This window comes from Enterobacter sp. DSM 30060, from assembly GCF_013375955.1.
In the GTDB taxonomy this organism is placed as follows: domain Bacteria; phylum Pseudomonadota; class Gammaproteobacteria; order Enterobacterales; family Enterobacteriaceae; genus Enterobacter; species Enterobacter intestinihominis.
The window spans coordinates 4,373,393-4,398,832 of record NZ_CP056118.1 but is presented as its reverse complement, the minus strand read 5'-3'; the positions used below and the strand labels follow the sequence as shown (position 1 = coordinate 4,398,832).

General features: G+C 54.9%; 29 protein-coding genes, 1 pseudogene and 1 other annotated feature. Of the genes and pseudogenes, 11 read left to right on the top strand and 19 right to left on the bottom strand.

The features are described 5' to 3' along the window. Window positions 1-12: 12 nt before the first annotated feature. Window positions 13-881: pseudogene (locus HWQ15_RS21020) on the top strand (ion transporter). Window positions 882-912: 31 nt separating this feature from the next. Here the strand turns inward: HWQ15_RS21020 and HWQ15_RS21015 are convergent. Together HWQ15_RS21015 and cls are read right to left on the bottom strand one after the other, a co-directional pair. Next, window positions 913-1,242, bottom strand: coding sequence for an HI1450 family dsDNA-mimic protein (locus HWQ15_RS21015; protein WP_006810881.1), 330 nt, complete (start codon window positions 1,240-1,242; stop codon window positions 913-915). 33 nt (window positions 1,243-1,275) lie between these two features. Then, complete coding sequence (gene cls / locus HWQ15_RS21010) at window positions 1,276-2,736, bottom strand: cardiolipin synthase (RefSeq protein WP_063216145.1); 1,461 nt, start codon at window positions 2,734-2,736, stop codon at window positions 1,276-1,278. A 143-nt stretch (window positions 2,737-2,879) separates the two neighbouring features. On the opposite strand from cls, the gene HWQ15_RS21005 reads away from it, so the two are divergent. From HWQ15_RS21005 to leuE, 4 genes are all read left to right on the top strand, one after another. Then, window positions 2,880-3,053 (top strand): YciY family protein, encoded by a 174-nt coding sequence (locus HWQ15_RS21005; protein WP_139153393.1) that lies wholly within the window; start codon window positions 2,880-2,882, stop codon window positions 3,051-3,053. 118 nt (window positions 3,054-3,171) lie between these two features. Continuing rightward, the gene (locus HWQ15_RS23500; RefSeq protein WP_209662595.1) at window positions 3,172-3,300 is read left to right on the top strand and encodes a KPN_01571 family protein; all 129 of its coding nucleotides are present in this window, start codon (window positions 3,172-3,174) and stop codon (window positions 3,298-3,300) included. An 11-nt stretch (window positions 3,301-3,311) separates the two neighbouring features. Next, window positions 3,312-3,722: an Exc2 family lipoprotein gene (locus tag HWQ15_RS21000; protein WP_063149414.1), complete on the top strand. Its 411-nt coding sequence runs from the start codon at window positions 3,312-3,314 to the stop codon at window positions 3,720-3,722. A 67-nt stretch (window positions 3,723-3,789) separates the two neighbouring features. Further along, complete coding sequence (gene leuE / locus HWQ15_RS20995; RefSeq protein ID WP_006810877.1) at window positions 3,790-4,425, top strand: leucine efflux protein LeuE; 636 nt, start codon at window positions 3,790-3,792, stop codon at window positions 4,423-4,425. A 33-nt stretch (window positions 4,426-4,458) separates the two neighbouring features. On the opposite strand, the gene HWQ15_RS20990 is transcribed toward leuE, so the two are convergent. Beyond that, complete coding sequence (locus HWQ15_RS20990) at window positions 4,459-4,755, bottom strand: YciI family protein (RefSeq protein ID WP_003856755.1); 297 nt, start codon at window positions 4,753-4,755, stop codon at window positions 4,459-4,461. A 221-nt stretch (window positions 4,756-4,976) separates the two neighbouring features. Between HWQ15_RS20990 and tonB the strand changes: the two genes are divergently transcribed. Then, window positions 4,977-5,696 (top strand): TonB system transport protein TonB, encoded by a 720-nt coding sequence (gene tonB, locus HWQ15_RS20985; RefSeq protein ID WP_045622004.1) that lies wholly within the window; start codon window positions 4,977-4,979, stop codon window positions 5,694-5,696. Window positions 5,697-5,733: 37 nt separating this feature from the next. Here the strand turns inward: tonB and yciA are convergent, their stop codons facing one another. From yciA to HWQ15_RS20960, 5 genes are all read right to left on the bottom strand, one after another. After that, window positions 5,734-6,129 (bottom strand): acyl-CoA thioester hydrolase YciA, encoded by a 396-nt coding sequence (gene yciA / locus HWQ15_RS20980; RefSeq protein ID WP_063149415.1) that lies wholly within the window; start codon window positions 6,127-6,129, stop codon window positions 5,734-5,736. A gap of 98 nt (window positions 6,130-6,227) precedes the next feature. Further along, window positions 6,228-8,414, bottom strand: coding sequence for a TonB-dependent siderophore receptor (locus HWQ15_RS20975; RefSeq protein ID WP_063216143.1), 2,187 nt, complete (start codon window positions 8,412-8,414; stop codon window positions 6,228-6,230). 180 nt (window positions 8,415-8,594) lie between these two features. Continuing rightward, window positions 8,595-9,134 carry a septation protein A gene (locus HWQ15_RS20970; protein WP_003856762.1) on the bottom strand — a complete coding sequence of 180 codons (540 nt, stop codon included), beginning with the start codon at window positions 9,132-9,134 and terminating at the stop codon, window positions 8,595-8,597. A 13-nt stretch (window positions 9,135-9,147) separates the two neighbouring features. Beyond that, window positions 9,148-9,891 (bottom strand): YciC family protein, encoded by a 744-nt coding sequence (locus HWQ15_RS20965; RefSeq protein ID WP_023300270.1) that lies wholly within the window; start codon window positions 9,889-9,891, stop codon window positions 9,148-9,150. Window positions 9,892-9,916: 25 nt separating this feature from the next. Then, the gene (locus HWQ15_RS20960) at window positions 9,917-10,321 is read right to left on the bottom strand and encodes a YkgJ family cysteine cluster protein (protein WP_063149417.1); all 405 of its coding nucleotides are present in this window, start codon (window positions 10,319-10,321) and stop codon (window positions 9,917-9,919) included. Between the two features lie 282 nt (window positions 10,322-10,603). Here HWQ15_RS20960 and ompW point away from each other — a divergent pair, with 282 nt between their 5' ends. Beyond that, window positions 10,604-11,236, top strand: a complete 633-nt coding sequence (gene ompW, locus HWQ15_RS20955) for an outer membrane protein OmpW (RefSeq protein WP_046619696.1) — start codon at window positions 10,604-10,606, stop codon at window positions 11,234-11,236. A 286-nt stretch (window positions 11,237-11,522) separates the two neighbouring features. On the opposite strand, the gene yedF is transcribed toward ompW, so the two are convergent. From yedF to trpL, 8 genes are all read right to left on the bottom strand, one after another. Continuing rightward, window positions 11,523-11,756 (bottom strand): sulfurtransferase-like selenium metabolism protein YedF, encoded by a 234-nt coding sequence (gene yedF, locus HWQ15_RS20950; protein WP_003856774.1) that lies wholly within the window; start codon window positions 11,754-11,756, stop codon window positions 11,523-11,525. Next, window positions 11,753-12,964, bottom strand: coding sequence for a selenium metabolism membrane protein YedE/FdhT (gene yedE / locus HWQ15_RS20945; protein ID WP_046619700.1), 1,212 nt, complete (start codon window positions 12,962-12,964; stop codon window positions 11,753-11,755). The genes yedF and yedE overlap by 4 nt, the downstream gene beginning before the upstream one ends. A gap of 174 nt (window positions 12,965-13,138) precedes the next feature. Further along, window positions 13,139-13,948 carry a tryptophan synthase subunit alpha gene (gene trpA / locus HWQ15_RS20940; RefSeq protein ID WP_063146359.1) on the bottom strand — a complete coding sequence of 270 codons (810 nt, stop codon included), beginning with the start codon at window positions 13,946-13,948 and terminating at the stop codon, window positions 13,139-13,141. Further along, entirely contained in the window at window positions 13,948-15,141 is a 1,194-nt protein-coding gene (trpB, locus tag HWQ15_RS20935) for a tryptophan synthase subunit beta (protein WP_022648334.1), read from the bottom strand. Before trpB ends, trpA begins: the two co-directional genes overlap by 1 nt. Window positions 15,142-15,151: 10 nt before the next feature. Then, window positions 15,152-16,510 carry a bifunctional indole-3-glycerol-phosphate synthase TrpC/phosphoribosylanthranilate isomerase TrpF gene (gene trpCF, locus HWQ15_RS20930; protein WP_063149419.1) on the bottom strand — a complete coding sequence of 453 codons (1,359 nt, stop codon included), beginning with the start codon at window positions 16,508-16,510 and terminating at the stop codon, window positions 15,152-15,154. Between the two features lie 3 nt (window positions 16,511-16,513). After that, the gene (trpD, locus tag HWQ15_RS20925) at window positions 16,514-18,109 is read right to left on the bottom strand and encodes a bifunctional anthranilate synthase glutamate amidotransferase component TrpG/anthranilate phosphoribosyltransferase TrpD (RefSeq protein ID WP_022648332.1); all 1,596 of its coding nucleotides are present in this window, start codon (window positions 18,107-18,109) and stop codon (window positions 16,514-16,516) included. After that, the gene (locus HWQ15_RS20920) at window positions 18,109-19,671 is read right to left on the bottom strand and encodes an anthranilate synthase component 1 (RefSeq protein ID WP_063149420.1); all 1,563 of its coding nucleotides are present in this window, start codon (window positions 19,669-19,671) and stop codon (window positions 18,109-18,111) included. Before HWQ15_RS20920 ends, trpD begins: the two co-directional genes overlap by 1 nt. Window positions 19,672-19,694: 23 nt before the next feature. Then, window positions 19,695-19,789, bottom strand: a sequence feature (Trp leader region). Next, a complete protein-coding gene (gene trpL, locus HWQ15_RS20915) occupies window positions 19,766-19,810 on the bottom strand; it encodes a trp operon leader peptide (RefSeq protein WP_071524153.1) in 45 nt (14 codons plus the stop codon). It overlaps the preceding feature by 24 nt. Before the next feature lie 139 nt (window positions 19,811-19,949). Here trpL and rnm point away from each other — a divergent pair, with 139 nt between their 5' ends. The 3 genes from rnm (at window position 19,950) to rluB (ending at window position 22,421) form a co-directional block, all read left to right on the top strand. After that, entirely contained in the window at window positions 19,950-20,831 is an 882-nt protein-coding gene (gene rnm / locus HWQ15_RS20910; protein WP_063149421.1) for an RNase AM, read from the top strand. Further along, entirely contained in the window at window positions 20,828-21,448 is a 621-nt protein-coding gene (locus HWQ15_RS20905) for an L-threonylcarbamoyladenylate synthase (RefSeq protein WP_003856793.1), read from the top strand. Before rnm ends, HWQ15_RS20905 begins: the two co-directional genes overlap by 4 nt. A 97-nt stretch (window positions 21,449-21,545) precedes the next feature. Further along, complete coding sequence (gene rluB / locus HWQ15_RS20900; RefSeq protein WP_003856794.1) at window positions 21,546-22,421, top strand: 23S rRNA pseudouridine(2605) synthase RluB; 876 nt, start codon at window positions 21,546-21,548, stop codon at window positions 22,419-22,421. A 35-nt stretch (window positions 22,422-22,456) separates the two neighbouring features. On the opposite strand, the gene cobO is transcribed toward rluB, so the two are convergent. Next, window positions 22,457-23,047, bottom strand: a complete 591-nt coding sequence (cobO, locus tag HWQ15_RS20895) for a cob(I)yrinic acid a,c-diamide adenosyltransferase (RefSeq protein ID WP_046619712.1) — start codon at window positions 23,045-23,047, stop codon at window positions 22,457-22,459. Beyond that, window positions 23,044-23,805: a YciK family oxidoreductase gene (locus HWQ15_RS20890; RefSeq protein ID WP_176587411.1), complete on the bottom strand. Its 762-nt coding sequence runs from the start codon at window positions 23,803-23,805 to the stop codon at window positions 23,044-23,046. The genes cobO and HWQ15_RS20890 overlap by 4 nt, the downstream gene beginning before the upstream one ends. 252 nt (window positions 23,806-24,057) lie before the next feature. On the opposite strand from HWQ15_RS20890, the gene sohB reads away from it, so the two are divergent. Further along, window positions 24,058-25,104, top strand: coding sequence for a protease SohB (sohB, locus tag HWQ15_RS20885; RefSeq protein WP_045621558.1), 1,047 nt, complete (start codon window positions 24,058-24,060; stop codon window positions 25,102-25,104). 35 nt (window positions 25,105-25,139) lie between these two features. On the opposite strand, the gene HWQ15_RS20880 is transcribed toward sohB, so the two are convergent. Then, window positions 25,140-25,391 carry a YciN family protein gene (locus HWQ15_RS20880; protein ID WP_003856804.1) on the bottom strand — a complete coding sequence of 84 codons (252 nt, stop codon included), beginning with the start codon at window positions 25,389-25,391 and terminating at the stop codon, window positions 25,140-25,142. Between the last annotated feature and the right edge of the window lie 49 nt (window positions 25,392-25,440).

Sequence of the window (25,440 nt, the reverse complement as noted above, 5' to 3'; positions counted from 1 at the left end):
GCAAGGGCTGACATGATGTCAGCCCTTATTTTTTAGAGGTTAATGTGTCGCGATTATTCACGTCGGCCCGTCAGCGGCTTTATCACCTTTTATTTGATCCAGAAACGGTTTCCGGTCGCCGTTTCGAGGGTCTGTGTGGCTTATTTGCGCTGATTAGCGTCATTATTATCTTTATCGAATCCGGTGCCGGAACGCAGTACCACATGACGTATGAGGAGTGGCACGTATTTGTCTGGCTGGAATTGATCGTCACGCTGGTGTTTACCGCAGAGTATGTGCTGAGGGTCATTAGCTGGCCAAATCCGGCGAAATACGTTTTCAGCTTCTGGGGATTTATTGATTTAGCCACTATCCTGCCGCTGTATGTCATGTGGCTGTGGCCTGAGATCAGCCTGAATTATGTGTTTGCCTGGCGCGCAATGCGGGCGATTCGTGTGTTACGAATTCTGAAGCTGCTGCGCTTTATGCCGTCGCTGAGGGTTTTTTGGGTCGCCATTGTCAGCGCCCGCCACCAGCTTATTCTCTTCTATTCGTTTATTGCTATCGTGATGATCGTTTTTGGCTCCCTGATGTATTTAATCGAAGGGCCAAAATACGGGTTTACCACGCTTAATGCGTCGGTTTACTGGGCTATCGTCACGGTGACCACCGTGGGCTATGGCGATATTACACCGCATACGCCGCTCGGACGTATTGTGGCATCGGTTCTTATACTGATCGGTTATTCGGTGATAGCGATACCGACGGGGCTAATTACCACCCATATGAGCAGCGCCTTCCAGAACAGCAAGCAGCAACGCAAATGTCCGAATTGTCAGCAGGGAAATCATGAACCCGGGGCGCGGTTTTGTCACCGCTGTGGAAATGCCTTGCCGGATTAAATAAAAAAGGCTGCGCGGGCAGCCTTTTTTATTATTCGCGCCAGAGAATATGGCACAGCTTATGGTCTTTCTCGCGGCACAGCAGGACGCGGGCAAAGATGTCGTTAATTTCTCCGCCGTCTTCATCTGCCAGGCCAATTACTACCTCAGCGAAGAAGTCCGGGTTGAGATCAAAATCGACGTGTTCGGCCCAGTCTTCAGACGGATCGAACAGCTCAGCACCGCCACGCTCTTCAAATTGCAGGTTGAAAAGAATGACGTCAGCAGGGTCGAGATTATCGACCGCCAGCTCGAGAAAAATATCGTAGGCCTGTTCGAGCGTTTCGTCTTCGGTCAGGCGATTGTTCAGATCCATTTCCATGATGACTACCTGTTAAACATCGTTGGGCACGTTTTACAGCAACGGACTAAAGAAGTAAAACAGTCGTTCGGCAATTCGCTGCCACAGCGGACGTTTCGCCCACAGTCTGGCGTCCAGCAGGCGTGAGCGGGAGATATAATCATCCTGAACCGCCGCCAGATCGCCGCCGAAACCGGCGTCATCAATGACCAGCGTAATTTCAAAATTCAGCCACAGACTGCGCATATCGAGGTTGACGGTACCCACCAGGCTCAGCTCTCCGTCTACCAGCACGCTCTTGGTGTGTAACAGACCGCCTTCGAACTGATAGATTTTAACGCCCGCGGCCAGCAGCTCACTAAAGAACGCGCGACTTGCCCACCCGACCAGCAGCGAATCGTTCTTGCGCGGCATAATAATGCTCACATCCACTCCGCGCTGTGCCGCTGTACAGATGGCGTGCAGAAGGTCGTCGCTGGGGACGAAATAGGGCGTGGTCATGATCAGATATTCCCGCGCGGAGTACGCGGCGGTAAGCAGTGCCTGATGGATCAGATCTTCCGGGAAGCCAGGACCGGAGGCGATAGTGTGGATAGTGTGCCCGCTGGCTTCCTCAAACGGCATGATATTGCCATCCGGCGGCGGGGGAAGAATGCGTTTACCGGTTTCAACTTCCCAGTCGCACGAATAGACGATGCCCATAGAGGTTGCCACCGGGCCTTCCATGCGAGCCATCAAATCGATCCATTGCCCCACGCCGGAATCCTGTTTAAAGAAGCGGGGGTCGACCATGTTCATGCTGCCGGTGTAGGCGATATAGTTATCGATCAGAACCATTTTCCGGTGCTGACGAAGATCCATGCGGCGCAGAAAGACGCGCATAAGATTCACTTTCAGCGCCTCGACCACCTCGATACCGGCGTTGCGCATCATGCCTGCCCACGGGCTACGGAAAAAGGCCACGCTGCCGGCGGAGTCCAGCATCAGGCGGCAGTGGATACCGCGACGTGCAGCGGCCATCAGCGATTCGGCGACCTGGTCCGCCATGCCGCCCGGCTGCCAGATATAAAACACCATCTCGATATTATGCCGGGCGAGCTGGATATCACGGATCAGCGCCTGCATCACGTCATCGGAAGAGGTCATCAGTTGCAGCTGATTGCCTTTTACCCCAGCAATGCCCTGGCGGCGTTCGCACAGCTTGAACAAAGATGCGGCCACGCTGCTGTTCTCTTCGGCGAAGATATGCTTGCAGGCTTTAAGGTCGGCAAGCCATTTTGCCGTGGAGGGCCACATGGCACGGGCGCGTTCGGCCCGGCGTTTACCCAGATGAAGTTCACCGAAAGAGAGATAGGCGATGATGCCCACCAGCGGCAGAATGTAGATAATCAGAAGCCAGGCCATGGCGGAAGGCACCGCTCTGCGTTTCATCAGAATGCGCAACGTCACCCCGGCAATTAACAGCCAGTATCCTAAAATGACCAGCCAACTCACCACGGTGTAGAAGGTTGTCATAAATAAAAAATCCTTTTGAAAGCGTATTGTTATGAGTTTACGCATCAGGATTCATCTGGCAAATAAAAACGGCAGATAAAAGCGCTGGTTTGCCGCCTGCTTAGGCATATAATGGCATCTCTGTTAGAGAAAGAGTTGTAGACATGAAGCGCAGTAGAACTGAAGTAGGGCGCTGGCGCATGTTGCGACAGGTGAGTCGTCGTAAGGCTCGTTGGCTGGAAGCACAATCCCGCCGCAATATGCGTATCCACGCCATCAGAAAATGTGGCCTGAACAGACACCGTAACGCGCTGCTGTTCGCGGTCCAGTATATCTGAAAAGCATGAGGGGCACCGTAAAGGTGCCCATTAAACATCCAGACTATCAATTTTTGCAGTCTCCTCCCGTCTGCTTTCCACGATATACTACGTCCCCATAACGTCATGATATTAAAAGATGAATCCTTATCTCTGGATTTTTATTGCACTTTTGGCGCTGGATGCGCTCAGGGAAGGTTTAGGACTTTCGTCATTTTCCTCATTGGCAGATTATGTTTTTGCGTGGGGAATACATTGGCTTTATTAAAGGAAAAAAGGATGAACGTAAAAGTGATGGCAGCACTCTTCGGGATTGCAGTATTAAGCGGTTGTGCCAGTAGCAAAACCTCACCCGAACGGCACGCGTTTTATTTCGTGTCGCATCAGTCCAGCTTTACTGGCGGCAATTATACCTCCAGCGTGCAGAAAAATTATCACCTGAACGTAGCACAGTTCCGCGAGCTTTATGCCAGGGGCAAAGCTGACCGTGCGGAAGGGCGGACTCAGGCTGAAGCCAGTGAATACGCGCAAAGCATTCGCGATCAGCTGAAAGAAAATGCGAAGTCGCAGGAATTGTACGCAGGCAACGCGAAGGATAAATGGTCTTCGGACTTGGACAGTAAAGACGCCATATTATTTGGTAACGAACTGGCCGCGACTTATCTTGATGGCTATAACGGCGTACAATAGCGCAACTGATTCAGGGGATACCGTTATTACCGGTATCCCCGCTGTTTTTGAGCAAAAGGAGTGAGACGTGTTTGCGGAGTTTGGTGTACTGAATTTCTGGACCTATGTTGTCGGCGCATTTTTTATCGTGCTGGTTCCAGGACCGAACACCTTGTTTGTGCTGAAAACAGGGATTGGCCACGGCGTTAAGAAAGGCTATCTGGCAGCCACCGGTGTGTTTATTGGTGATGCCGTGCTGATGTTTCTGGCCTGGGCGGGCGTCGCCGCGTTGATCCAGACCACTCCGGTATTATTTAATATTGTCCGCTATCTTGGGGCGTTTTATCTGCTGTGGCTCGGCGGAAAAATGCTCTGGTCCGTTATGACACGTCAAAAAAATGCGCACGAAAGTAGCGCCGAACCGGCAAGCGCGATCCTTAAGCGTTCGCTGGTGCTGAGCCTGACGAACCCGAAAGCGATTCTCTTTTACGTATCGTTCTTCGTGCAGTTCATTGATGTCAATGCGAAGAATACCGGCACGTCGTTCCTGATCCTCGCCACAACGCTTGAGCTGATCAGCTTCATGTACATGAGCTTCCTGATTTTCTCAGGCGCGTTTGTCACGCGTTACCTGAAAACCAAAAAGAAACTGGCGAAGCTGGGGAACGGGTTGATAGGCCTGCTGTTTGTTGGATTTGCGGCTAGGCTGGCGTCGCTGCACTGAATGAAGAAAAGGCTCCCGAGGGAGCCTTTCATTTCAGAACACTTTTTTATACGGGCGAACCGTGACTTTCTCGTATACGCCGGCTGCGACGTACGGGTCTGCTTCTGCCCAGGCCTGCGCGGCTTCCAGAGATTCAAACTCGGCAATCACCGTGGAGCCGGTAAAACCCGCTGCTCCCGGATCGTTGCTGTCAACGGCAGGCATCGGGCCTGCGGTCAGCAACCGACCTTCATCCTGTAGCAGCTGTAAACGCGCCAGATGGGCAGGGCGAACGGAAAGACGTTTTTCCAGAGAATCAGGTACATCTTCAGCGTAAATCACATAAAGCACGGCAAAGCTCCTTAACCGGTAAAAGTGACATTTACGTTATGTGAAAGCACAAATGACTGCAATATAAAGATAATAACAATGTTAAAACCCTGATCTGGATGCCCCTTTTTTGCCCTCTTATACGCTTAAATTGCGCCAGGACAAAGTGTCTTATTGAATATGATTGCTATTTGCATTTAAAATCGAGGTTCGGTTTTTTAACGTTGATGATTATGACTTCGATGACCCTTGATTTACCTCGCCGCTTTCCATGGCCGACGCTGCTTTCCGTCGTTATTCACGGTGCTGTCGTGGCGGGTCTGCTCTATACCTCGGTTCATCAGGTTATTGAAATGCCAGCGCCAGCGCAGCCAATTTCTGTGACCATGGTATCGCCCGCGGATCTTGAACCGCCGCAGGTTGCGCCGCCGCCACAGCCCGTTGTTGAACCCGAGCCGGAACCCGAGCCGATTCCTGAACCGCCAAAAGAAGCGCCGGTGGTGATCCATAAGCCAGAGCCGAAACCTAAGCCGAAGCCAAAACCCAAGCCGGTCAAAAAGGTGGAAGAGCGTCCGAAACGCGAAGTGCGTCCGGTTGAGCCGCGCACCACGCAGCCGGTTGAAAATGCCGCCCCGTCACGTCCGCTGATGAGTAACACCACGACCGCGACAAAACCGACGGTAACGGCGCCAGCGGGCCCGCGCGCGCTGAGCCGTAACCAGCCGCAGTATCCGGCACGTGCTCAGGCGTTACGTATTGAAGGGCGTGTACGGGTAAAATTCGACGTTACGGCTGATGGACGTGTGGATAACGTGGAAATCCTGTCCGCACAGCCGGCGAATATGTTTGAACGCGAAGTTAAATCGGCCATGCGCAGGTGGCGTTATGAAGCCGGTAAACCCGGCAATGGGTTGATTGTAAATATTGTCTTCCGCCTGAACGGCGGGGCACAGATGGAATAAAAGAAGCCTCCGCAAGGAGGCTTTTTTTACGTGAGGATCAGCTCCGTGGGAGCTGGCGGGGCTTACCGTCGCTATCCACTGCCACGTAGATGAACAGGGCCTCCGTCGCCTTATAGCGCTGACCAATCGGTTCAGAAGAGACTTTTTTCACCCATACTTCAATGTTAATGGAGATAGACGTATTGCCGCGTGTTACGCAGCGTGCGTAACAGCACACCACGTCCCCCACCGCGACAGGGCGCAGGAAGGTCATGCCATCGACCCGGACGGTTACCACGCGCCCGTGTGCAATCTCTTTTGCCAGGATTGCACCGCCCATATCCATCTGCGACATTAACCAGCCACCAAAAATATCGCCATTGGCATTCGTATCCGCAGGCATTGCCAGTGTGCGTAAAACCAGTTCGCCCTGTGGGGCGTCATTTGTTGTCATTGTTTTTAAACTCGTAACTGAAGACTTCAGGCGGGATGCTACTATGATTTCTGGCTGGAGAGAATAGGGTTAGCGCCCGCAGCGCGGGCGCCTGAAGGTCAGAAGGACATGGTTACGCCAGCGTAATAGGCGCGGCCCGGTTCGTTATAGGTAGATGCACCGTCATTTTCACGGTAAATCTGCTTATCAAAGAGGTTGCTGATGCCGGCATTCAGGCGCAGGTTTTTGGTCAGCTGATAGTTACTGCCGATACCCACGATGGAATACGCGCCGATCTCTCTGTTGGACATCGCATTTTCCTCTTTGCGGATTTCAGCGTTTTCTCTGGGCTTCTGGCGGCCGTACATCGTCCAGCTTACGTTGGCTGAAAGCTTGCTGTTAACCTCCCAGTCCAGCATGGTGTTGACGGTATATTTGGGGATAATCGACAGCGGATTACCGGTGTCTTTACTTTCAGACTGAATCATATACGTCGCATTAGTACGCCAGGTTAGCGTGTCGCGGATAACAGGGACGGTGAGGTTGCCTTCCAGACCTTCAACAACGGCCTTACCGCCGTTCTCCCATTGCAGGATATTTGCGTCGCTGCTTGTCTGCCCCAGCACGTCCGTTCCTGAAACGATCTTGTTTTTGTAATCATTGCGGAACCAGGTAATTCCAGCCTCGTAGCCTTCCAGGACAAAGGCCAGGCCGATCTCTTTGTTCACGCTGATTTCCGGATCCAGATCCGGGTTACCTAACAGGTAACAGCTTCCTTCGGAAACGTTATTCGGGCAGCCATTGCCGCGGGTGGAAAGCAGATAGCCTTCGCTGGATTGATACAAGTTTGGCGCTTTAAATACCCGAGCGATACCCGCTTTAACCTTGAACATGTCACCCAAATCCTGAGAGAGGTTCAGGCTCGGACTCCAGTTGCTGCCAAATTGATTGTGATAATCAAAGCGGAGCCCTGGGATCAGGTTGGTGCCCTGACGCGCTTCAATATTGTCCTCAAGATAGATGCCGGTGAGGTCAGCGCTGTTTTTGCTGTTGCGCTCAGAAGCCGTGCCGGGAACGCCGTTAATCACTTCTCCCGACACATTTGTCGACTGCATTGAGGCCGGATCGTTCAGTTCATCACGGTTCCATTCTGCACCCACGGTTAGCGTCTGTTCGACCAGCCAGAAGAAAGGAATGTTCAGTTCACCCGTTGAACGGTATGACTCCAGCCGGCTGGTATCGTATTTATCGCTATTGATCATCCCTTCAACTTTGCCCGTAGAGCCTTCTTCCAGTCGGGTGTTGTTGGTCTTTTCATAATAAACCCCGAACTTTGACTGACCCCAGTCCCAGATGCCGTTGTGCGTAATGCCATAAGACTGGCGGTACATTCGGTTGGTTTCGTGTCCATACAGGGACGACACCAGACCGTCAGGGCTGACGTTGCTGTTGCTGTATTGAGTATCACCCGCGTAGATATTGCCTTGGCGGCTGTAGCTGTAGTCGAAATCGATAATCTGCTGTGGCGTGAGTTTCCAGGAGAGCAGGGCATTAATGTCCTTGTTACGTACGCCCTCTCGCCCGGCGGCGTAAGAGCCGTTTTGCGCGGTGTTGATGTCCTGAGCATCTGCGTCGGTTTTGTTGATATTCCCGTACAGGCGCATCGTTAACGCATCGCCCGCGAGGGGGCCGCTCAGATCAAAATTAGCGCGTTTCGTCGCCCCCTCTTTATCATTTTCAGGCTGGTTAGTGTACAGGGAGAGGGAGCCGTGCCAGTCGTTGGACGGGCGTTTGGTAATGATGTTGACGACGCCGCCGGCAGCCCCCGAACCATAGCGGGCGGCAGCTGGTCCCCGGAGCACTTCAATACGCTCAACCATCTCTGGCGGAACCCAGTTGGTGTCCCCGCGGGTGTCGCGCTCCCCGCGCCAGCTGTAGCGCACCGAGTTACGTGACGTCACCGGCACACCGTCAATCAGAATCAGCGTGTTCTCTGGCCCCATACCGCGGATGTCGATCTGACGGTTGTTACCACGACTGCCTGTCGCGCTGTTTCCGGTGAGGTTAACCCCGGGCATTTTGCGAATAATTTCCGAAAGATCGTTAACCGGTGGATCCTTTTCTATGTCCTTTGCCGTGATGATGGAAACCCCCGGCTGTTGCTTTAGGGCCTCTTCAGCGGTTGCCTGAACGACCATTGTTTCACCATCGGCGAGAGGATCTTCCGCTGCGTGCGCGCTCTGGTATAGCGTTGAAAGAATGGCGAGCGTAAGTGTAGCCGGGGCAAATCTTATTATGTTATTCATCAACTCATTTCCATTTGTTAAAAATGCGATGAAGAATATTAATGATAGTGATTCTCATTACAATAAAGCGACAGCAATCTCCATAAAATCTTCATGATTCAGACATTTTCGCAGGAAGGTTGTGGAGAAAAGGGAAGGCGGGAAAAGAGGCCAGACCGCGTGACGATCTGGCCAGAAGGATCAGTGCTTGTCATCCTGCGGCATGTGGCGATAAATATAAACGCCGCTGAGTAGGGTGAAGATAAGGGTCAGCGCCGTCAGGCCAAACACCTTGAAGTTGACCCAGATATTCTGCGGCAGCCAGAATGCGATATAGATATTCGCCAGACCACACAGAATAAAAAATAGCGCCCAGGCGATATTCAGACGCCCCCACACAGCCTGCGGCAGCGTCAGTTCTTTCCCCAGCATGCGCTGGATCAGCGGCTTCTTCATCACCCACTGGCTGATGAGCAGCGCGCCCGCAAACAGGCCGTAAATCACTGTGACCTTCCATTTGATAAATTCATCATTGTGGAAGAACAACGTCAGACCACCAAACACCGCCACCATCAGGAAAGTGATGAGCGCCATCTTTTCAACTTTGCGATAGCGAACCCAGCTGTAAATCAGCACCACAGCCGTTGCCACAATCAGCGCCAGCGTGCCGGCATAGATGTCGTACAGCTTATAAAAAGCGAAAAATACGATCAGCGGTAAAAAATCAAGAAACTGCTTCATTCTGCGATCCCGGTTACTGACGAATTAACATGTACAGGCGGAACAAATAGACCAGCAGTACAGCTGAAATCAGATTGCTCAGCGTATTGGCGACAACCGCGCCGACGTTTGGCGTTAATACCGCAAAATTCGGCGCAAACAGCAACAGTAGAGTCTTGGCCAGCAACCAGCTGATAACGGCCGGGGCGACCAGACGCATATTCGCCCACGCGAGCCTTATGCTGCTGCGCATGGCGGTGAAAATACCCATTTTGTCCTGCACAACCATTACTGGCGCAAATGAAAGCACGATAGCCAGCAGCACGCCCGGAACGACAACCAACATTATCCCCATCTGGACCAGCAGCGTGGTCAGGAAGATGAGGATAAACAGTTTCGGCAGCACCGGAGCACTGGCCCCGATGGCACGTAACGCGCTGACGCGTTGGCCGGCAGACACCAGCTGGATCATCAGCAACACGCCACCCGCCAGAATGGCGTTGCCGATCAGCCCCGAGAAGGTAGATGCCGCAGATGCACGCAGCAAGATTTGCTGTTGCTCTGGCGTCATATTCTGCACAAGGTCAAATAACCCTGCGCTGCCTGCAAGATGATCCCCCTGGCTCAGCGAGGCAATCTGTTCATCACTGGGTGAGAACGCATGACCCAGCACCACCGTAATAAAGGCGCACAACAACGCGATCAGTAAAAAAGTAACGAACTGATTGCGGAAAAAATTTCCCGTGTCACGGTAGACAGACTTCGCCGTGATAGACATGCACTCTCCTTGAGTATTGCAGGTGTTAATTAGCCGGCAATTGTACACCGGATAACACGCTGGTGGCAGCATCAAGGCTTGTATGGAAAAGCATATCTTTGTAAAGCGGCGGTAATCCATAGCGGGCGCGGGCGCGATTGCATGCCTCATGGACCTGTCCATCCTCTCCCGACATCGCGAAAGTGCGGCACGGGCTGGGGCGATCCGCGTAAATGGAACAGCGGGTGGATACCCCAGGTTCACCTTGCAGTGCCACACAGCGGCTCTGTTTTTGGTTGGTGCCGCGCATGCAACGCAGGAAAGGGGTCAAGGGTTCAGTGAGATCAACCGGAACGGTGCCGCCGCCATCGCTGGCTTCAGCCCAGTAGAAAGAGACTCGAAAATACGCACAACAGGCTCCGCACGTCATGCACGGGTTATGATCACTCATGGCACACCTGCAAAAGTAGAACGCATCAAATCAGATTGTGAGAGCGATAAATTATCCAGCCGCTACAGGAAGCGCAAGAGAGGAAAAACAGAAAATTTTGTAACTATGAAATGCCAAAAATTGACGCGGTAACAACTTATTGCTTTATGAGGCGTCACCAAAAATTAACCTAGATCAATGAATGTTAACTTACTGGTTTTAATGTGATCTGTGTTAGATCACTTATTACTCATTTGTGAGTATATTCTCCTCCGCAATTAAAACCACAACGATGGAGCGGATATGAAAAAATTAGCGGTGGCAGCCCTTATCTTAAGCAGTCTCTCTGGCGGCGCGTACGCGCATGAAGCAGGTGAATTCTTTATTCGTGCCGGTTCGGCAACGGTGCGTCCAACGGAAGGTTCCGACAATGTACTGGGTATGGGCGGGTTTAACGTTAGCAATAACACCCAGTTAGGCCTGACATTCACGTATATGGCTACGGATAACATTGGCGTTGAGCTTCTGGCCGCCACGCCATTCCGTCACCGCGTCGGTTTAGGGCCGACCGGGGACATTGCTACGGTGCACCATTTACCACCAACCCTGATGGCGCAGTGGTACTTCGCCGATTCCAGCAGCAAGTTACGCCCTTATATTGGTGCAGGCGTTAACTACACCACCTTCTTTGATGAGAAATTTAACGATACCGGTAAAGAGGCTGGGCTATCCGATCTCAGCCTGAAAGACTCGTGGGGCATGGCGGGGCAGGTTGGTCTGGATTATCTGATTAACCGTGACTGGCTGATCAACGCCTCGGTCTGGTATATGGACATTGATACGGACGTGCGCTTTAAAGCTGGCGGCCAGCAGCAAAGTATCAATACCCGTCTGGATCCGTGGGTATTTATGTTCTCAGCAGGCTATCGTTTCTGACAGAAGATATATCCCCTGTCAGCCGGTGATTGCTGTATGGTGGTTGTTCCACACACCTGGCTGGAGGGGATATCCCCAACATCAAATTTGAGTGTCCGGTTTGTGCAGGTAAACAGTTTCAGTTCACGACGTTCAGCCCAGCACATAGCCTACCTCACGGTGCTATCTGTTCCGTTTGCGGAACACGTCTCACCATTTATTCATGCCTGCCGAAGCTCAGACGACGACGGTGGCCAAAGCCAGTGAACTAGAAAAGGCCTCTGAGAGGCCTTTTTCGATCGTGAAATCACTTCTGAATTAAATAACGAATGGTTGGTCCGTCCTGCTGGATATCCAGCACGGTATAGCCGTGATTTTTGGCATCAAGCGGAATGTTATTGATCGACTGGGGGCAATCGCTCACCACTTCCAGAATTTCACCTTTCTTAAGCTGCGGTAACGCCTCAAGCGTGGCGACAGCCGGGTAAGGGCAGGGTTCACCCACCATATCGAGACGATAATCAGGCACGATCTCTTTCATGCGGCATTCTCCTGAGTTTCAGTTTTGACGGTGGCACGCCGGAAGAAGCGCTTTTCTTGCGCAATAACCAGTAAGAAGGCGATAAGCAGCAGGGCGTAGGTCACCATGAGCCCCCCGAGTGGACCAAAGGTATTCAGCAAATTGACCTTGTCCCAGTTGGTTGCCAGTACTGGAGAGACGTCATCCCAGTAGTACGCCAGGAGGGTTGAGCCAATCACGTTACCCAGACCAACCCACCAGTAATGCACCTGGCCTTCCACGGCGCGATACATCCAGCCAGTTTCACACCCGCCCGCCAGCACGATGCCAAAACCAAACAGCAGCCCGCCAATGACCGCATTAGGACCGGCCCACATGATTTTCGGCTCAACGCCGAGCTGAACATAGCTAAAGATCCCGATCGCGCTCACGGCCATCCCGGCAATAATGGCTTTCGCCATCATGGTACGTCCGGTGATCCACATATCGCGAAACGCGGAGGTAAAGCAGATCTGCGCGCGTTCAATCAGCAGACCAAAGCCGACGCCGAACAGCATGGCCAGACCGAGTTTGGGCTGATTCATCGCCGTGCAAATCGCCCAGGCAACCATAGCAAAAAAGACCAGCATACCGAGGCGGAAGCGACGACGCGCCTGATCGGTTTTTTGCGTTAACGGAGATGCAGCGCTAACTTTCGTCATTTTCACCGGAATGCGGAACAGTGGCAGCAGGGTGAACTTTGCACCGAAATATGAGCCTATGGCGGTGGCGACGGCAAAGAACCAGGCATGCAGCGAGAACTGCGGAATACCGGTAAAGAACGCGGCCAGATTACAGCCCATCGCCAGGCGGGCGCCAAACCCGGCAATGATACCGCCGACCACGGCCTGCATAATGCGGATGCGGCTTTTCGGCATGCGCAACTTAACGTTGTTGGCCCACAGCGCGGCCGCAAAACATCCGCCAAACATGCCAATGATCATCATTCCGTCGATGCGGGTCAGCGGTGAGCCCTCAAGATGGATCAGTTTGAAGTAACCCCACTCTTCGGCATGAACGCCTGCCAGCTGTAATAGCTGCCCACCCCAGCGGGTAAACTCGCCCGTAACAGCCCAGAAGGTGCCGGTAATACCGAAATAATAGGTAGAGAGAATGCCTGCCGCGATAACGGCCGGAACAGGTGACCAGAACTTAACCAGGTAAGTCTGTTTGAAGGAATGCCAGGACATGAATAACCTCTGAACTCAGAAGGGTAACGCTAAAAAGAGCCCAGACCATACGCTTACGCGAAAGTTTGAAAAGTCATTCACACCGAAAATATCGACAGGATCAATTTTGACCTGCTTCTTTCAGGAAGAGATAAGGGAAAACCGCCTGACGCCGGGGCCAGACGGTGTTAACGGTTACGCCTTGTGTGTGGCCGCTTTCATGGATGTGACGAATGCGTGTAACTCAGCCAGCATCTGCTCTGGCTTATCCACATTCTTCTCGATGATTTTCACGATAGCCGAACCGGAAATGGCCCCGGCGGCTTTCGCGTCAATCGCCGCAGTAACCTGATCCGGAGAGGAAATCCCAAAGCCCTGAAGCGGCGGTGCAGCATGGTATTCTGCCAGCTTCTCCACCAGATGATGCAGCGGAAGCGCGGCTTTGTTTTCCGCACCGGTGACGCCCGCACGGGAGAGCAGGTAAGTGTAACCCCGTCCGTAAGAGGCAATCTGGCGCAACAGATCGTCATCAGCATTCGGTGGACAGATGAAAATCGGCGCGACGTTGTGGCGCATCGCCGCCTGACGGAACGGCGCAGACTCTTCAACGGGCACGTCAGCCACCAGCACGGAGTCAACGCCCACGCGGGCGCACTCTGCGTAAAACGCATCAATACCGCGGCTGAACACCAGGTTGGCGTACATCAGCAGGCCGATCGGAATGGTCGGGTGCTTCTGGCGGATCGCCGCCAGCATTTCGAAGCACTGGCCCGGCGTCACGCCCGCAGCAAACGCGCGAAGCGTCGCATTCTGGATTGTCGGGCCATCCGCCAGCGGATCGGAGAACGGAATCCCCAACTCCAGCGCGTCGGCACCGGCGTCAATCAGGGTATCGATAATCTTCAGCGACAGCTCCGGACCGGGGTCGCCCAGCGTCACGAAGGGAACGAAAGCGCCTTCCTGGCGGGCTTTCAGTTGTGAAAATGCGTTGTCGTAGCGTTCCATCAGATTTCCCCTCGTGCTTTCAGAATATCGTGAACGGTGAAGATATCTTTGTCACCGCGACCGGAAAGGTTTACCACCAGCAGCTGCTCTTTTTCCGGGTTTTCCTTCATCATTTTCAGCGCGTGCGCCAGCGCGTGGGAAGACTCCAGCGCCGGGATGATCCCTTCATTGCGGCACAGCGTTTTGAAGGCCTCCAGCGCTTCGTCATCGGTGATGGAGACATAATCCGCGCGGCCGGTGCTGTTGAGGAACGCGTGCTGCGGCCCTACGGACGGGAAATCCAGCCCGGCAGAGATTGAGTAAGACTCCTCAATCTGCCCTTCATCGGTCTGCATCATCGGGGCCTTCATGCCGAAATAGATCCCCACGCGGCCATGCTTCAGCGGCGCACCGTGCTCACCCGTTTCAATGCCGTGGCCGGCAGGCTCAACGCCAATCAGCCCAACGCTGGTTTCGTCGATAAAATCGGCAAACATGCCGATGGCGTTAGATCCGCCGCCAACGCAGGCGATCACCGCATCCGGCAGGCGACCCTCTTTTTCGAGGATCTGCGCTTTAGTCTCTTCACCGATCATGCGCTGGAATTCACGCACGATGGTCGGGAACGGGTGCGGGCCTGCCGCGGTACCGAGCATGTAGTGGGCGGTTTCGTAGCTGCCAGACCAGTCGCGCAGCGCTTCATTACAGGCATCTTTCAGCGTGGCAGAACCGCTGTGTACAGGGATCACTTCCGCCCCCATCAGACGCATACGGAACACGTTAGGCGACTGGCGTTCAACGTCTTTCGCCCCCATATAGATGCGGCACTTCAGGCCGAGCAGGGCGCTGGCGAGGGCAGAGGCCACGCCGTGCTGGCCCGCGCCGGTTTCGGCGATAATTTCGGTTTTACCCATACGTTTGGCGAGCAGAGCCTGGCCAAGCACCTGATTAGTTTTATGCGCGCCGCCGTGCAGCAGATCTTCACGTTTAAGGTAGAGCGTGGTTCTGGTGCCTTCGGTCAGGTTGCGGCATTTGGTCAGTGCCGTCGGACGACCGGCGTAGTTTTTCAGCAGGTCAGTAAACTCCGCCTGAAACGCCGGATCTTTCTGCGCGCTCACGAACGCTTCTTCCAGCTGGCGCAGCGCGGGCATCAGGATTTGTGGGACGTACATCCCACCAAACTCACCAAAATACGGGTTAAGTAATGTCGTCATCTTCTCTTCCTTAATATGCACGCAGAGTTTTAAATACCGATGCCAGCTTGCTGGCGTCTTTTATGCCCGGTTGGGACTCTACGCCTGAATTGAAATCGAGGCCGCCGCAGCCGGTTTTGGCTGCTTCCACACAGTTATCGGGGCTTAATCCCCCCGCCAGCAGGACATTGTCCAGCACTTCGCCACGCAGCAGTGACCAGTCGAAACGCTGCCCCGTGCCGCCCTGGCCGTTGTCGAGCACGTATTTATCAACATGCGTAAGGTTACGCGCGGGCAGGATGGCGCCAACGCTTTGCGCTTTCCAGATCTGAACCTGAGGTGCCAGAACATGTCGCAGAGCATCGATGTATGTCTGATCTTCATCGCCATGTAGCTGAACCGCGCTCAGGGATAACGCGTCCGCTTTCGCCGCAACGTCGTTAATATCCGCATTGCGGAACACGCCCACGTAGCTCAGTGGCGCAGCCGCAATCACCTTGCGCGCCTGTTCTTCATTAACGGCGCGAGGAGAGGACTCAACAAAGATCAGACCACCATAGATTGCGCCCGCCTCATACGCCGCCTGCGCATCCTGTTCACGGGTCAGGCCGCAAACTTTGTTCTCACCCAGCAGCACGCGGCGCACGGCCGCATTAAGATCGTCGTGTTCCATCATCGCGGAACCGATCAGGAAACCGTTGGCAAAGTGGCTGAGTTCGCGCACCTGAGCGTAGCTGTTGATTCCGGATTCGCTGATCACCGTGACGCCCGCACCCAGACGCGGCGCAAGCTGGCGCGTACGGTTGAGGTCAATCGACAGGTCGCGCAGGTCGCGGTTGTTAATGCCGACCACTTTGGCTTCCAGCGCGATGGCGCGCTCCAGCTCCTCTTCGTTGCTCACTTCGGTAAGCACGCCCATATTCAGGCTGTGCGCGACGGCGGAGAGCTGGCGATACTGTTCGTCATCCAGCACGGAGAGCATCAGCAGGCAGGCATCGGCCTGGTAAAAGCGCGCCAGCCAGATCTGATACGGGTCGATAATAAAGTCTTTGCACAGAATCGGCTGCGGCGCGATGCCGCTGACTACGGGCAGAAAATCGAAGCTGCCCTGGAAATATTTCTCATCCGTCAGCACAGAAATGGCAGACGCATGATGCTTGTAGATACCGGCAATACGCGCCGGGTCGAAATCGTCACGGATCACGCCTTTGGACGGAGACGCTTTTTTACACTCCAGAATAAACGCGGTACGCGCGCCCTGGAGGGCATCATAGAAACGACGGCTGCTCGGAACGACGTCATTCTGAAAACTGGCGAGCGGCTGCTGTTGCTTACGGGCTTCCACCCAGATGGCCTTATCGGCGACGATTTTCGCTAAAACGGTCTGCATTATTTACCCTCTTGCCGCAAGTGCGGTAACGCGATCGTAAGCTGCACCGGAGCGCAGTACGTCCAGAACTTTTTGGGCGTTGGCTTTCAGATCTTCCTCGCCATGTAAACGCATCAGCATGGCTACGTTGGCCGCCACGGCGGCCTCATGGGCGGCCTCACCTTTACCTTGTAATAAGCGCGTGAGAATGTCACGGTTTTCTTCCGGCGTGCCGCCCGCCAGGGCGTCCTGATGGTACGGGGTCAACCCGAAATCAGCGGCCTCAAGCTGATAGTTCAGCACTTCGCCGTTATTCAGTTCGGCCACCAGCGTGGGCGCATGCAGGGAAACTTCATCCATCCCGCCGCTGTGTACCACGGCGGCGCGTTGGTAACCGAGGACGCGCAGCGTCTCCGCAATCGGCAGGACCAGCTCCGGACTGTAAACGCCAATCAGCGCCAGCGGCGGGTGCGCCGGGTTAATGAGTGGACCGAGCACATTAAACAGCGTCCGGGTTTTAAGCTGCTGGCGAACGGGCATCGCGTGGCGGAAACCGGTGTGATACTTCGGCGCAAAAAGGAAACAGACGCCCAGGTCATCCAGCGCTTCACGGGAACGCTCAGCGTTCATGTCCAGGTTGATACCGAAAGCCGCCAGCAGGTCGGACGATCCGGAACGGCTGGACACGCTGCGGTTGCCGTGCTTCGCCACTTTCAGTCCGCATGCCGCCGCCACAAAGGCGCTGGCGGTCGAAATATTGATGCTGTTGCTGCCGTCGCCACCGGTCCCAACGATATCGGCAAACGGATAGTCCGGGCGCGGGAACGGGGCGGCATTTTCCAGCAGCGCGGTTGCCGCACCGGCGATCTCCTGCGGGCTTTCGCCGCGCACTTTCATGCTCACCAGCGCAGCGGCCAGCTGCTCAGGCTTCAGCTCGCCGCGCACTACGGCGGAGAAAAGCTGGTGGCTCTCCTGCTGGCTCAGGGTCTGGGCCTGATACAGTTTTTCCAGAATCGGTTGCAGGGTGTTGGTCTGCTCCAGCTTTTGCAACGCCCAGTTGAGCGTTTGCTCCAGCAGGCGCGCGCCGTTAGACGTCAGGATAGATTCTGGGTGGAACTGCATCCCGCAGACGCGATCCGCATCGTGACGCACCGCCATCACCATCCCTTCAAACGAGGCGTTAATCGTCAGCCCGGCCGGAATATTGCTGCCGACCAGTGAGTGGTAACGCGCCACCGGAAGCGGGTTCGGCAGACCGGCAAACATCGCCTGACCGTCATGTTCAATGCTTGACGCTTTACCATGCAGGATCTCCCCCGCCTGACCCACGTAACCACCGTAGGCTTCGACAATCGCCTGGTGGCCGAGGCAGATGCCGATAATCGGCAGCTTGCCGCGCATACGGGTCAACAGCTCAGGCATACAGCCCGCTTCGCTCGGTGCGCCTGGCCCCGGGGAGAGCATCAGCACCGGGTTTTGCATGGTCGCCAGACGGTCAATCAGCGTCTGGGCCGGAACGTGGTTGCGATAGATAACGACGTTGTGCCCATTCGCACGCAGCTGATCTGCCAGGTTGTAGGTAAAGGAGTCGATATTATCGAGCAGCAGAATGTCAGCCATCAGAAAATCTCCTGTGCATGGTGTGCGGTAGCAATGGCGCGCACTACCGCGCGCGCTTTACTGCGGGTTTCGTCGGCTTCCGACTGCGGAACAGAATCCAGCACAATCCCGGCCCCGGCCTGGACGGTAGCAATGCCGTCCTCAACGTAGGCGGAGCGAATCACGATGCAGGTATCGAGGTCACCGTGAGCGGTGAAATAGCCCACCGCGCCACCGTAGCTGCCGCGACGGCGGCCTTCAGCTTCGGCAATCAGCTGCATGGCGCGGACTTTCGGCGCGCCGCTCAACGTGCCCATGTTCATGCAGGCGCGGTAGGCGTGCAGGACGTCGAGGTCGTGGCGCAGCTCACCCACCACGCGGGATACCAGATGCATGACGAAGGAGTAGCGGTCGACTTTGGTCAGGTCTGCCACGTAGCGGCTGCCCGGCGTACAAATACGCGCCAGGTCGTTACGTGCCAGGTCAACCAGCATCAGGTGTTCGGAGAGCTCTTTGTGGTCGGTACGCATTTCCAGTTCGATGCGGCTGTCGAGATCGCGGTCCAGGGAGCCATCGGCACGACGGCCGCGTGGACGGGTTCCCGCTATCGGGTAGATCTCAATCTGGCGGCTGGTGGCGTCGTACTTTAGGGAGCTTTCCGGTGACGCGCCGAACAGAGTGAAATCATTGTCCTGCATAAAGAACATGTACGGGCTTGGGTTGCTCTTTTTCAGCACATCGTAAGCCGCCAGCGGCGACGGGCAGGGCAGTGAAAAGCGACGGGACGGCACCACCTGGAAAATCTCCCCGGCACGAATCGCTTTTTGCATCTGACGCACCACCGCGCCGTACTGATCGTCGGTCTGACTCACCTCGCAGGTCATCTTTTCAACACGCTGCACCGGGAGCGCGGGCGGTGCTTCTGACATCTGCTGTTGCAGTTGGCCGATGCGCTGCGCGAGGCGATTTTTCTCAGACACAGATGGCGTGAACAGGCTGGCCTGAATGCGGGTGTATTTTTTCTGATGGTCGATCACCATCAGGGTTTCGGCCAGGTAGAAGCAGTAGTCCGGGCAGCGGTTACCCTGCTCGGTTTCCGGTAAATCTTCAAAGCCAGCAACCAGGTCGTAAGCAAACAGCCCGCCAAAGAACATTGCTTCGCGCTCATCTTCCGGCACATTGACCAGATTTTGCAGCAGGCGGAAGGCGTCGAAAACGGAGAGTGAGCAGAGGCGGGCATCTTCATCCAGCAACTGGCTTACCGGCGGGAAATGCAGAATTCGCAGGTCCGGATGACGCTCATTTTCAATGCCTGAAGGCAGAGCCGCATCCAGCAGCGGCAGCAGCGACGCGCCATTCTCGGATAACGCCTTAATAGTGACAGTGTCACCCGATGCGGTAATGCGCAGCGCGCTGTCAACCAGCAGCAGGCTTTTGAGATCGTCCTTGCTGTCGATATCAGCAGATTCCAGCAGCAGCGTCGCAGGACGTGCACCGCACACCTGATGAAAGAGCGCGGTAGGGTTATGGCGATAGGCCGCCTCGCAGGTCAGCAGTTCGAGGTGGGGTTTGGCTGTTTGCATGTTGTTATTCTCATATTCTGTTCAAAAAAAAGCCCGCTTGGGAGCGGGCCGGGTATCTGTTTGCTTTTCGCAGACGCGTGACACTGCCCGAAGATCAGGAAGTACGCCACCAACCGTGCAGAGCGAAATGTGCTGTCATTTTCAGATACCTTTCTCGTGTGAACTTGCGTACTAGTTAACTAGTTCGATGGCGTGTTGTCAACCCCTGATTTCAGTATTTCGCGGTAAGTCGGTATCATAGGTGCTTCGGATGTCTCCAGACTGTTATGGGAAGTGCTTTGAGCGATACCACCTACGCCGTAATTTATGATTTACACAGCCATACGCAGGCTTCAGATGGCCTGCTGACGCCCGAAGCCCTGGTCCATCGCGCCGTTGAAATGCGTGTCGGCACGCTGGCAATAACCGATCACGACACAACAGACGCCATCCCCGCCGCGCGCGCCGAGATTGCCCGAAGCGGGCTGGCGCTAAATCTGGTGCCCGGGGTCGAGATCTCCACGCTCTGGGAAAACCACGAAATTCATATCGTTGGCCTGAATATTGATACAGAACATCCGGCAATGTGCGCATTTTTGCAAGAACAAAAAGCACGACGCAATCAACGCGCGGAGTTGATAGGCGAACGTCTTGAGAAGGCGCATATCCCCGGTGCGCTGGAAGGCGCGCGCAAGCTGGCGAACGGTGGGGCGGTCACGCGCGGCCATTTCGCCCGTTTTCTGGTTGACGCCGGTAAAGCGACGACCATGGCGAATGTGTTTAAAAAGTATCTGGCCCGCGGGAAAACCGGATACGTTCCTCCCCAGTGGTGTACAATAAAACAAGCTATTGATGTGATTCATCATTCTGGTGGTAAGGCCGTATTGGCCCATCCGGGGCGGTATAATCTTTCTGCTAAATGGCTGAAAAGGCTGCTGGCCCACTTTGCCGAATCCGGCGGTGAGGCGATGGAAGTTGCCCAGTGTCAGCAGGCACCCAATGAGCGTTCGCAGCTCGCGACCTACGCCCGTCAGTTTGGCCTGCTTGGGTCACAGGGTTCAGATTTCCATCAGCCCTGCGCGTGGATTGAACTGGGGCGCAAGCTCTGGTTACCCGCTGGCGTTGAGCCCGTCTGGCAGCTCTGGGAACAGCCACAGCAAATTGAAGAGAGGGAAATATGAGTCAGTTTTTCTATATCCATCCGGATAACCCACAGCCACGTCTGATTAATCAGGCTGTGGAAATCGTCCGTAAAGGTGGCGTTATTGTCTACCCAACCGATTCTGGCTACGCGCTGGGCTGTAAAATCGAGGATAAAGGGGCGATGGAGCGCATCTGTCGCATCCGCCAACTGCCGGACGGCCACAACTTCACCCTAATGTGTCGCGATCTCTCTGAGCTGTCGACCTATGCTTATGTCGACAACGTGGCCTTTCGCCTGATCAAAAACAACACGCCGGGAAACTACACCTTCATTCTGAAAGGGACAAAAGAGGTGCCGCGTCGTCTGTTGCAGGAAAAACGTAAAACCATCGGCATGCGCGTGCCGTCGAACCCGATTGCCCAGGCGCTGCTGGAAACCCTCGGCGAGCCGATGCTGTCTACCTCGCTGATGCTGCCGGGCAGTGAGTTTACCGAGTCCGACCCGGAAGAGATCAAAGATCGTCTGGAGAAAGTGGTGGAGCTGATTATTCATGGCGGCTATCTAGGCCAGCAACCGACCACCGTGGTGGATCTCACCGAAGACGCGCCAGAAGTGATTCGTGAAGGCGTGGGCGATGTTAAGCCTTTCTTGTAAGGGTGTAAGCAGATATACTACGCGGCCATCAAAGCAGGGCGTTGCCCTGTTTTTGACCTAATTCGACGCCTGTGAAGGCGACACCTGAGGAAGCTCAATGAGCGAGAAGTTACAGAAAGTGCTGGCGCGTGCCGGCCACGGTTCGCGCCGTGAAATCGAAGCCATTATTGAAGCAGGCCGCGTGAGTGTGGACGGTAAAATCGCCACACTCGGTGACCGCGTTGAAATCGTACCGGGGCTGAAGATCCGCATTGACGGCCATCTTATCTCCGTGAAAGAGTCCGCTGAACAGATCTGCCGCGTGCTGGCTTACTACAAGCCGGAAGGCGAACTGTGTACCCGCAACGATCCGGAAGGCCGCCCGACGGTGTTCGACCGTCTGCCAAAACTGCGTGGCGCCCGCTGGATTGCCGTAGGGCGTCTGGACGTGAATACCTGTGGCCTGCTGCTGTTCACCACCGATGGTGAACTGGCAAACCGCCTGATGCACCCGAGTCGTGAAGTGGAGCGTGAATACGCCGTGCGCGTCTTCGGTCAGGTTGATGAGAACAAACTGCGCGATCTGTCGCGTGGCGTTCAGCTGGAAGACGGCCCAGCGGCGTTCAAAACCATCAAGTTTACCGGTGGTGAAGGCATTAACCAGTGGTACAACGTTACCCTGACAGAGGGACGTAACCGCGAGGTGCGTCGTCTGTGGGAAGCGGTCGGTGTCCAGGTAAGCCGTTTGATTCGTGTCCGCTATGGCGACATCCTGCTGCCGAAAGGCCTGCCACGTGGCGGCTATACCGAGCTGGATCTGACGCAAACTAACTACCTGCGCGATCTGGTTGGCCTGACGCCAGAAACCACATCGAAAGTGGCGGTAGAGAAAGATCGTCGTCGTATGAAGGCGAATCAGATCCGCCGTGCGGTCAAACGTCACAGCCAGGTTAGCAGCAATCGCCGCTCTGGCAGCCGTAATAACAACGGTTAATCTAAAAGCCCGGTGAATATACCGGGCTTTTTTCTTCAGTAATCAATCCCTATTTGCGCTTTGATACCCGCATCGAACGCATGCTTAACCGGACGCAGCTCGCTGACGGTATCGGCCAGCTCCAGAATGTCCCGATGACACCCGCGCCCCGTGACGATCGCCGTCTGGTGTGCAGGACGGTTCCTGAGAGCCTCCAGCACGGCTTCCAGCGGCAGGTAGTCATAGGCCACCATATACGTGATCTCATCCAGCAACACCATGTTCAGCGACGGGTCAGAGAGCATTCTTTTGGCATGCTCCCAGACGGCGAGGCAGGCTGCGGTATCTGTTTCCCGGTTCTGGGTATCCCAGGTAAAACCGGTCGCCATCACCTGAAACTCAACGCCATGCGGTTCGAGCAGATTACGCTCGCCGTTGGGCCATTCACCCTTGATAAACTGGATCACGCCCACTTTCTGACCGTGCCCGACTGCGCGGGTGGCGGTCCCAAATGCGGCGGTGGTTTTGCCTTTGCCGTTGCCGGTGAACACGATGAGGATCCCGCGCTCGTCCTGAGCGGCCGCCACGCGTGCATCAACCTGTTCTTTCAGACGCTGCTGGCGCTGCTGATGACGGTCTTCACTCATTGCGATATCCCCGGTTTGCGGCCTGGCTGAGCATCGAATGTCATCCCGGTTTTACGACGGCTGTCGTCACCCATTAGCCACAGGTAAAGAGGCATAATATCGGCCGGGGTTTTAAGCTTTTGCGGATCTTCTGTCGGGAACGCGCTGGCACGCATTTTAGTGCGCGTACCGCCAGGGTTAATACAGTTAACCCGCAGATGGCGGTTTTGATACTCTTCGGCCAGCACCTGCATCATTCCTTCCGTGGTAAATTTTGAGGCGGCGTAAGCCCCCCAGTTCGCACGACCCTGACGCCCCACGCTGGAGGAGGTAAACACCAGCGAACCGGAATCTGAGTTAAGTAATAAAGGAAGCAAGGCCTGGGTCAGGAAAAACGTCCCATTGACGTTAACCTGCATCACTTGCTGCCAAATCTCCGGATCCTGTTCATCCATCGGGCGCACTTCGCCCAGTAACCCCGCGTTGTGCAGTACGCCGTCCAGACGCGAATAATGCGTACTAATGCGCTGGGCAAGGGCCTGACATGACGCTGACGTACAGGTCAGCAGATCGAGCGTATACCAGGGCGTGGGGGTACCGCCGGCGTTTTCGATTTCACGGGCAACGGCTTTGAGCTTTTCTTCATTACGTCCCAGCAGAATAAGGCTCGCACCGTATTCAGAATAAGTCAGCGCCGCTTCGCGACCAATCCCGTCGCTGGCACCGGTAACCAGAATGATGCGGTTCTGTAGAAGGTTTTTTTGTGGCTGATAATGCACGGTGGCTCCTCAGGCGCATTGGGCGTGACTTGCACCTTTATTTATGACTTTTCGGCTTTATGCCCGAAACCGCGTCAGAATTCAATCAGTCTACAGGACAGAACGCTGGGAAATTAACAATTTGCAAAGATTTAAACCAGAAACGGGGGATTCCTGAAGCCGCCTCGCAGAGCTAATGTCCAGAGCGAGACGCCTGCGCAGGGCTGTTGTACACTGGCGTGAAAGATTCGTGGTTAAATCAAGGTGGAACGCGTGGAATTACTTTCTCAGTATGGGTTGTTTTTGGCCAAAATCGCGACGGTGGTTATTGCTGTCGCGGTGATTGCCGTCCTGATTGTCAACCTGACGCAGCGTAAGCGTCAGCGTGGTGAGTTACGCATTACCCGCCTGAGCGAGCAGTATAAAGAGATGCGGGAAGAGATGTCTCTGGCGCTGCTTGACGATCATCAACAGAAGCTGTGGCTAAAAGCCCAGAAGAAAAAACATAAGCAGGACGCCAAAGCCGCGAAGGCGAAAGCTAAGCTCGCCACGCCACAGGCTGACGCAAAACCGCGCGTCTATGTGCTCGATTTTAAAGGTAGCATGGATGCGCATGAAGTCTCCTCTCTGCGTGAGGAAGTGACCGCGGTGCTGGCCGTGGCGACAGCCCAAGATCAGGTGGTGGTACGCCTTGAAAGCCCGGGCGGCGTAGTGCATGGGTATGGACTGGCGGCTTCGCAGTTACAACGTCTGCGGGATAAACAGATCCCGCTCACCGTGGCGGTAGATAAGGTCGCGGCGAGTGGCGGCTATATGATGGCGTGCGTGGCGGATAAAATCGTCGCAGCACCGTTCTCCATTATCGGCTCGATTGGGGTGGTTGCGCAGATCCCTAACTTCAATCGTTTCCTGAAAAATAAAGAGATCGACATCGAATTGCATACGGCGGGTCAGTACAAACGTACGCTGACGCTGCTCGGCGAAAATACCGAAGAGGGACGGCAGAAGTTCCGGGAAGATCTGAACGAAACCCACCATCTGTTCAAGGATTTCGTGCACCGCATGCGCCCAACGCTGGACATTGAGCAGGTGGCTACGGGCGAACACTGGTACGGCACGCAGGCGCAGGAGAAAGGGCTGGTGGATGAAGTGGGTACCAGCGACGACCTCCTGCTCAACCTGATGGAAGGTCGTGAGCTGGTGGGGGTGCGCTTCACCCGACGTAAGCGCCTGCTCGACCGTTTAACCAATAGTGCGGCAGAAAGCGCGGATCGCCTGCTGATACGCTGGTTGCAGCGCGGACAAAAGCCGCTGCTGTAAAGAAAAACGCGAGGCAGATGCCTCGCGTTTTCGTTTTAATCGACCAGGTGGTACTTCTCTGAGAGGGTATGCGCCAGGTATTTAAACATGTTAAACACGGCGGTGCTTTTCGGGGTTGGTAACCCTTGTTCATCAAGGAAGTATTCACCGCTGAACACCAGCACGCCATTACGTTGTTCCACGCCAGTCGCTTCAATCCCCGCCAGGGTGTCTTCATGGTCGCGAATGAGTTTGTTTGCTTCGATAAGCAGTGAAGCTCGGTCAATGGGTTGGGTCGTATTCTGCATATTCCACTCCTTAAACAGTGACAATAGTCTACGCCTGGGTCGCTTCGGG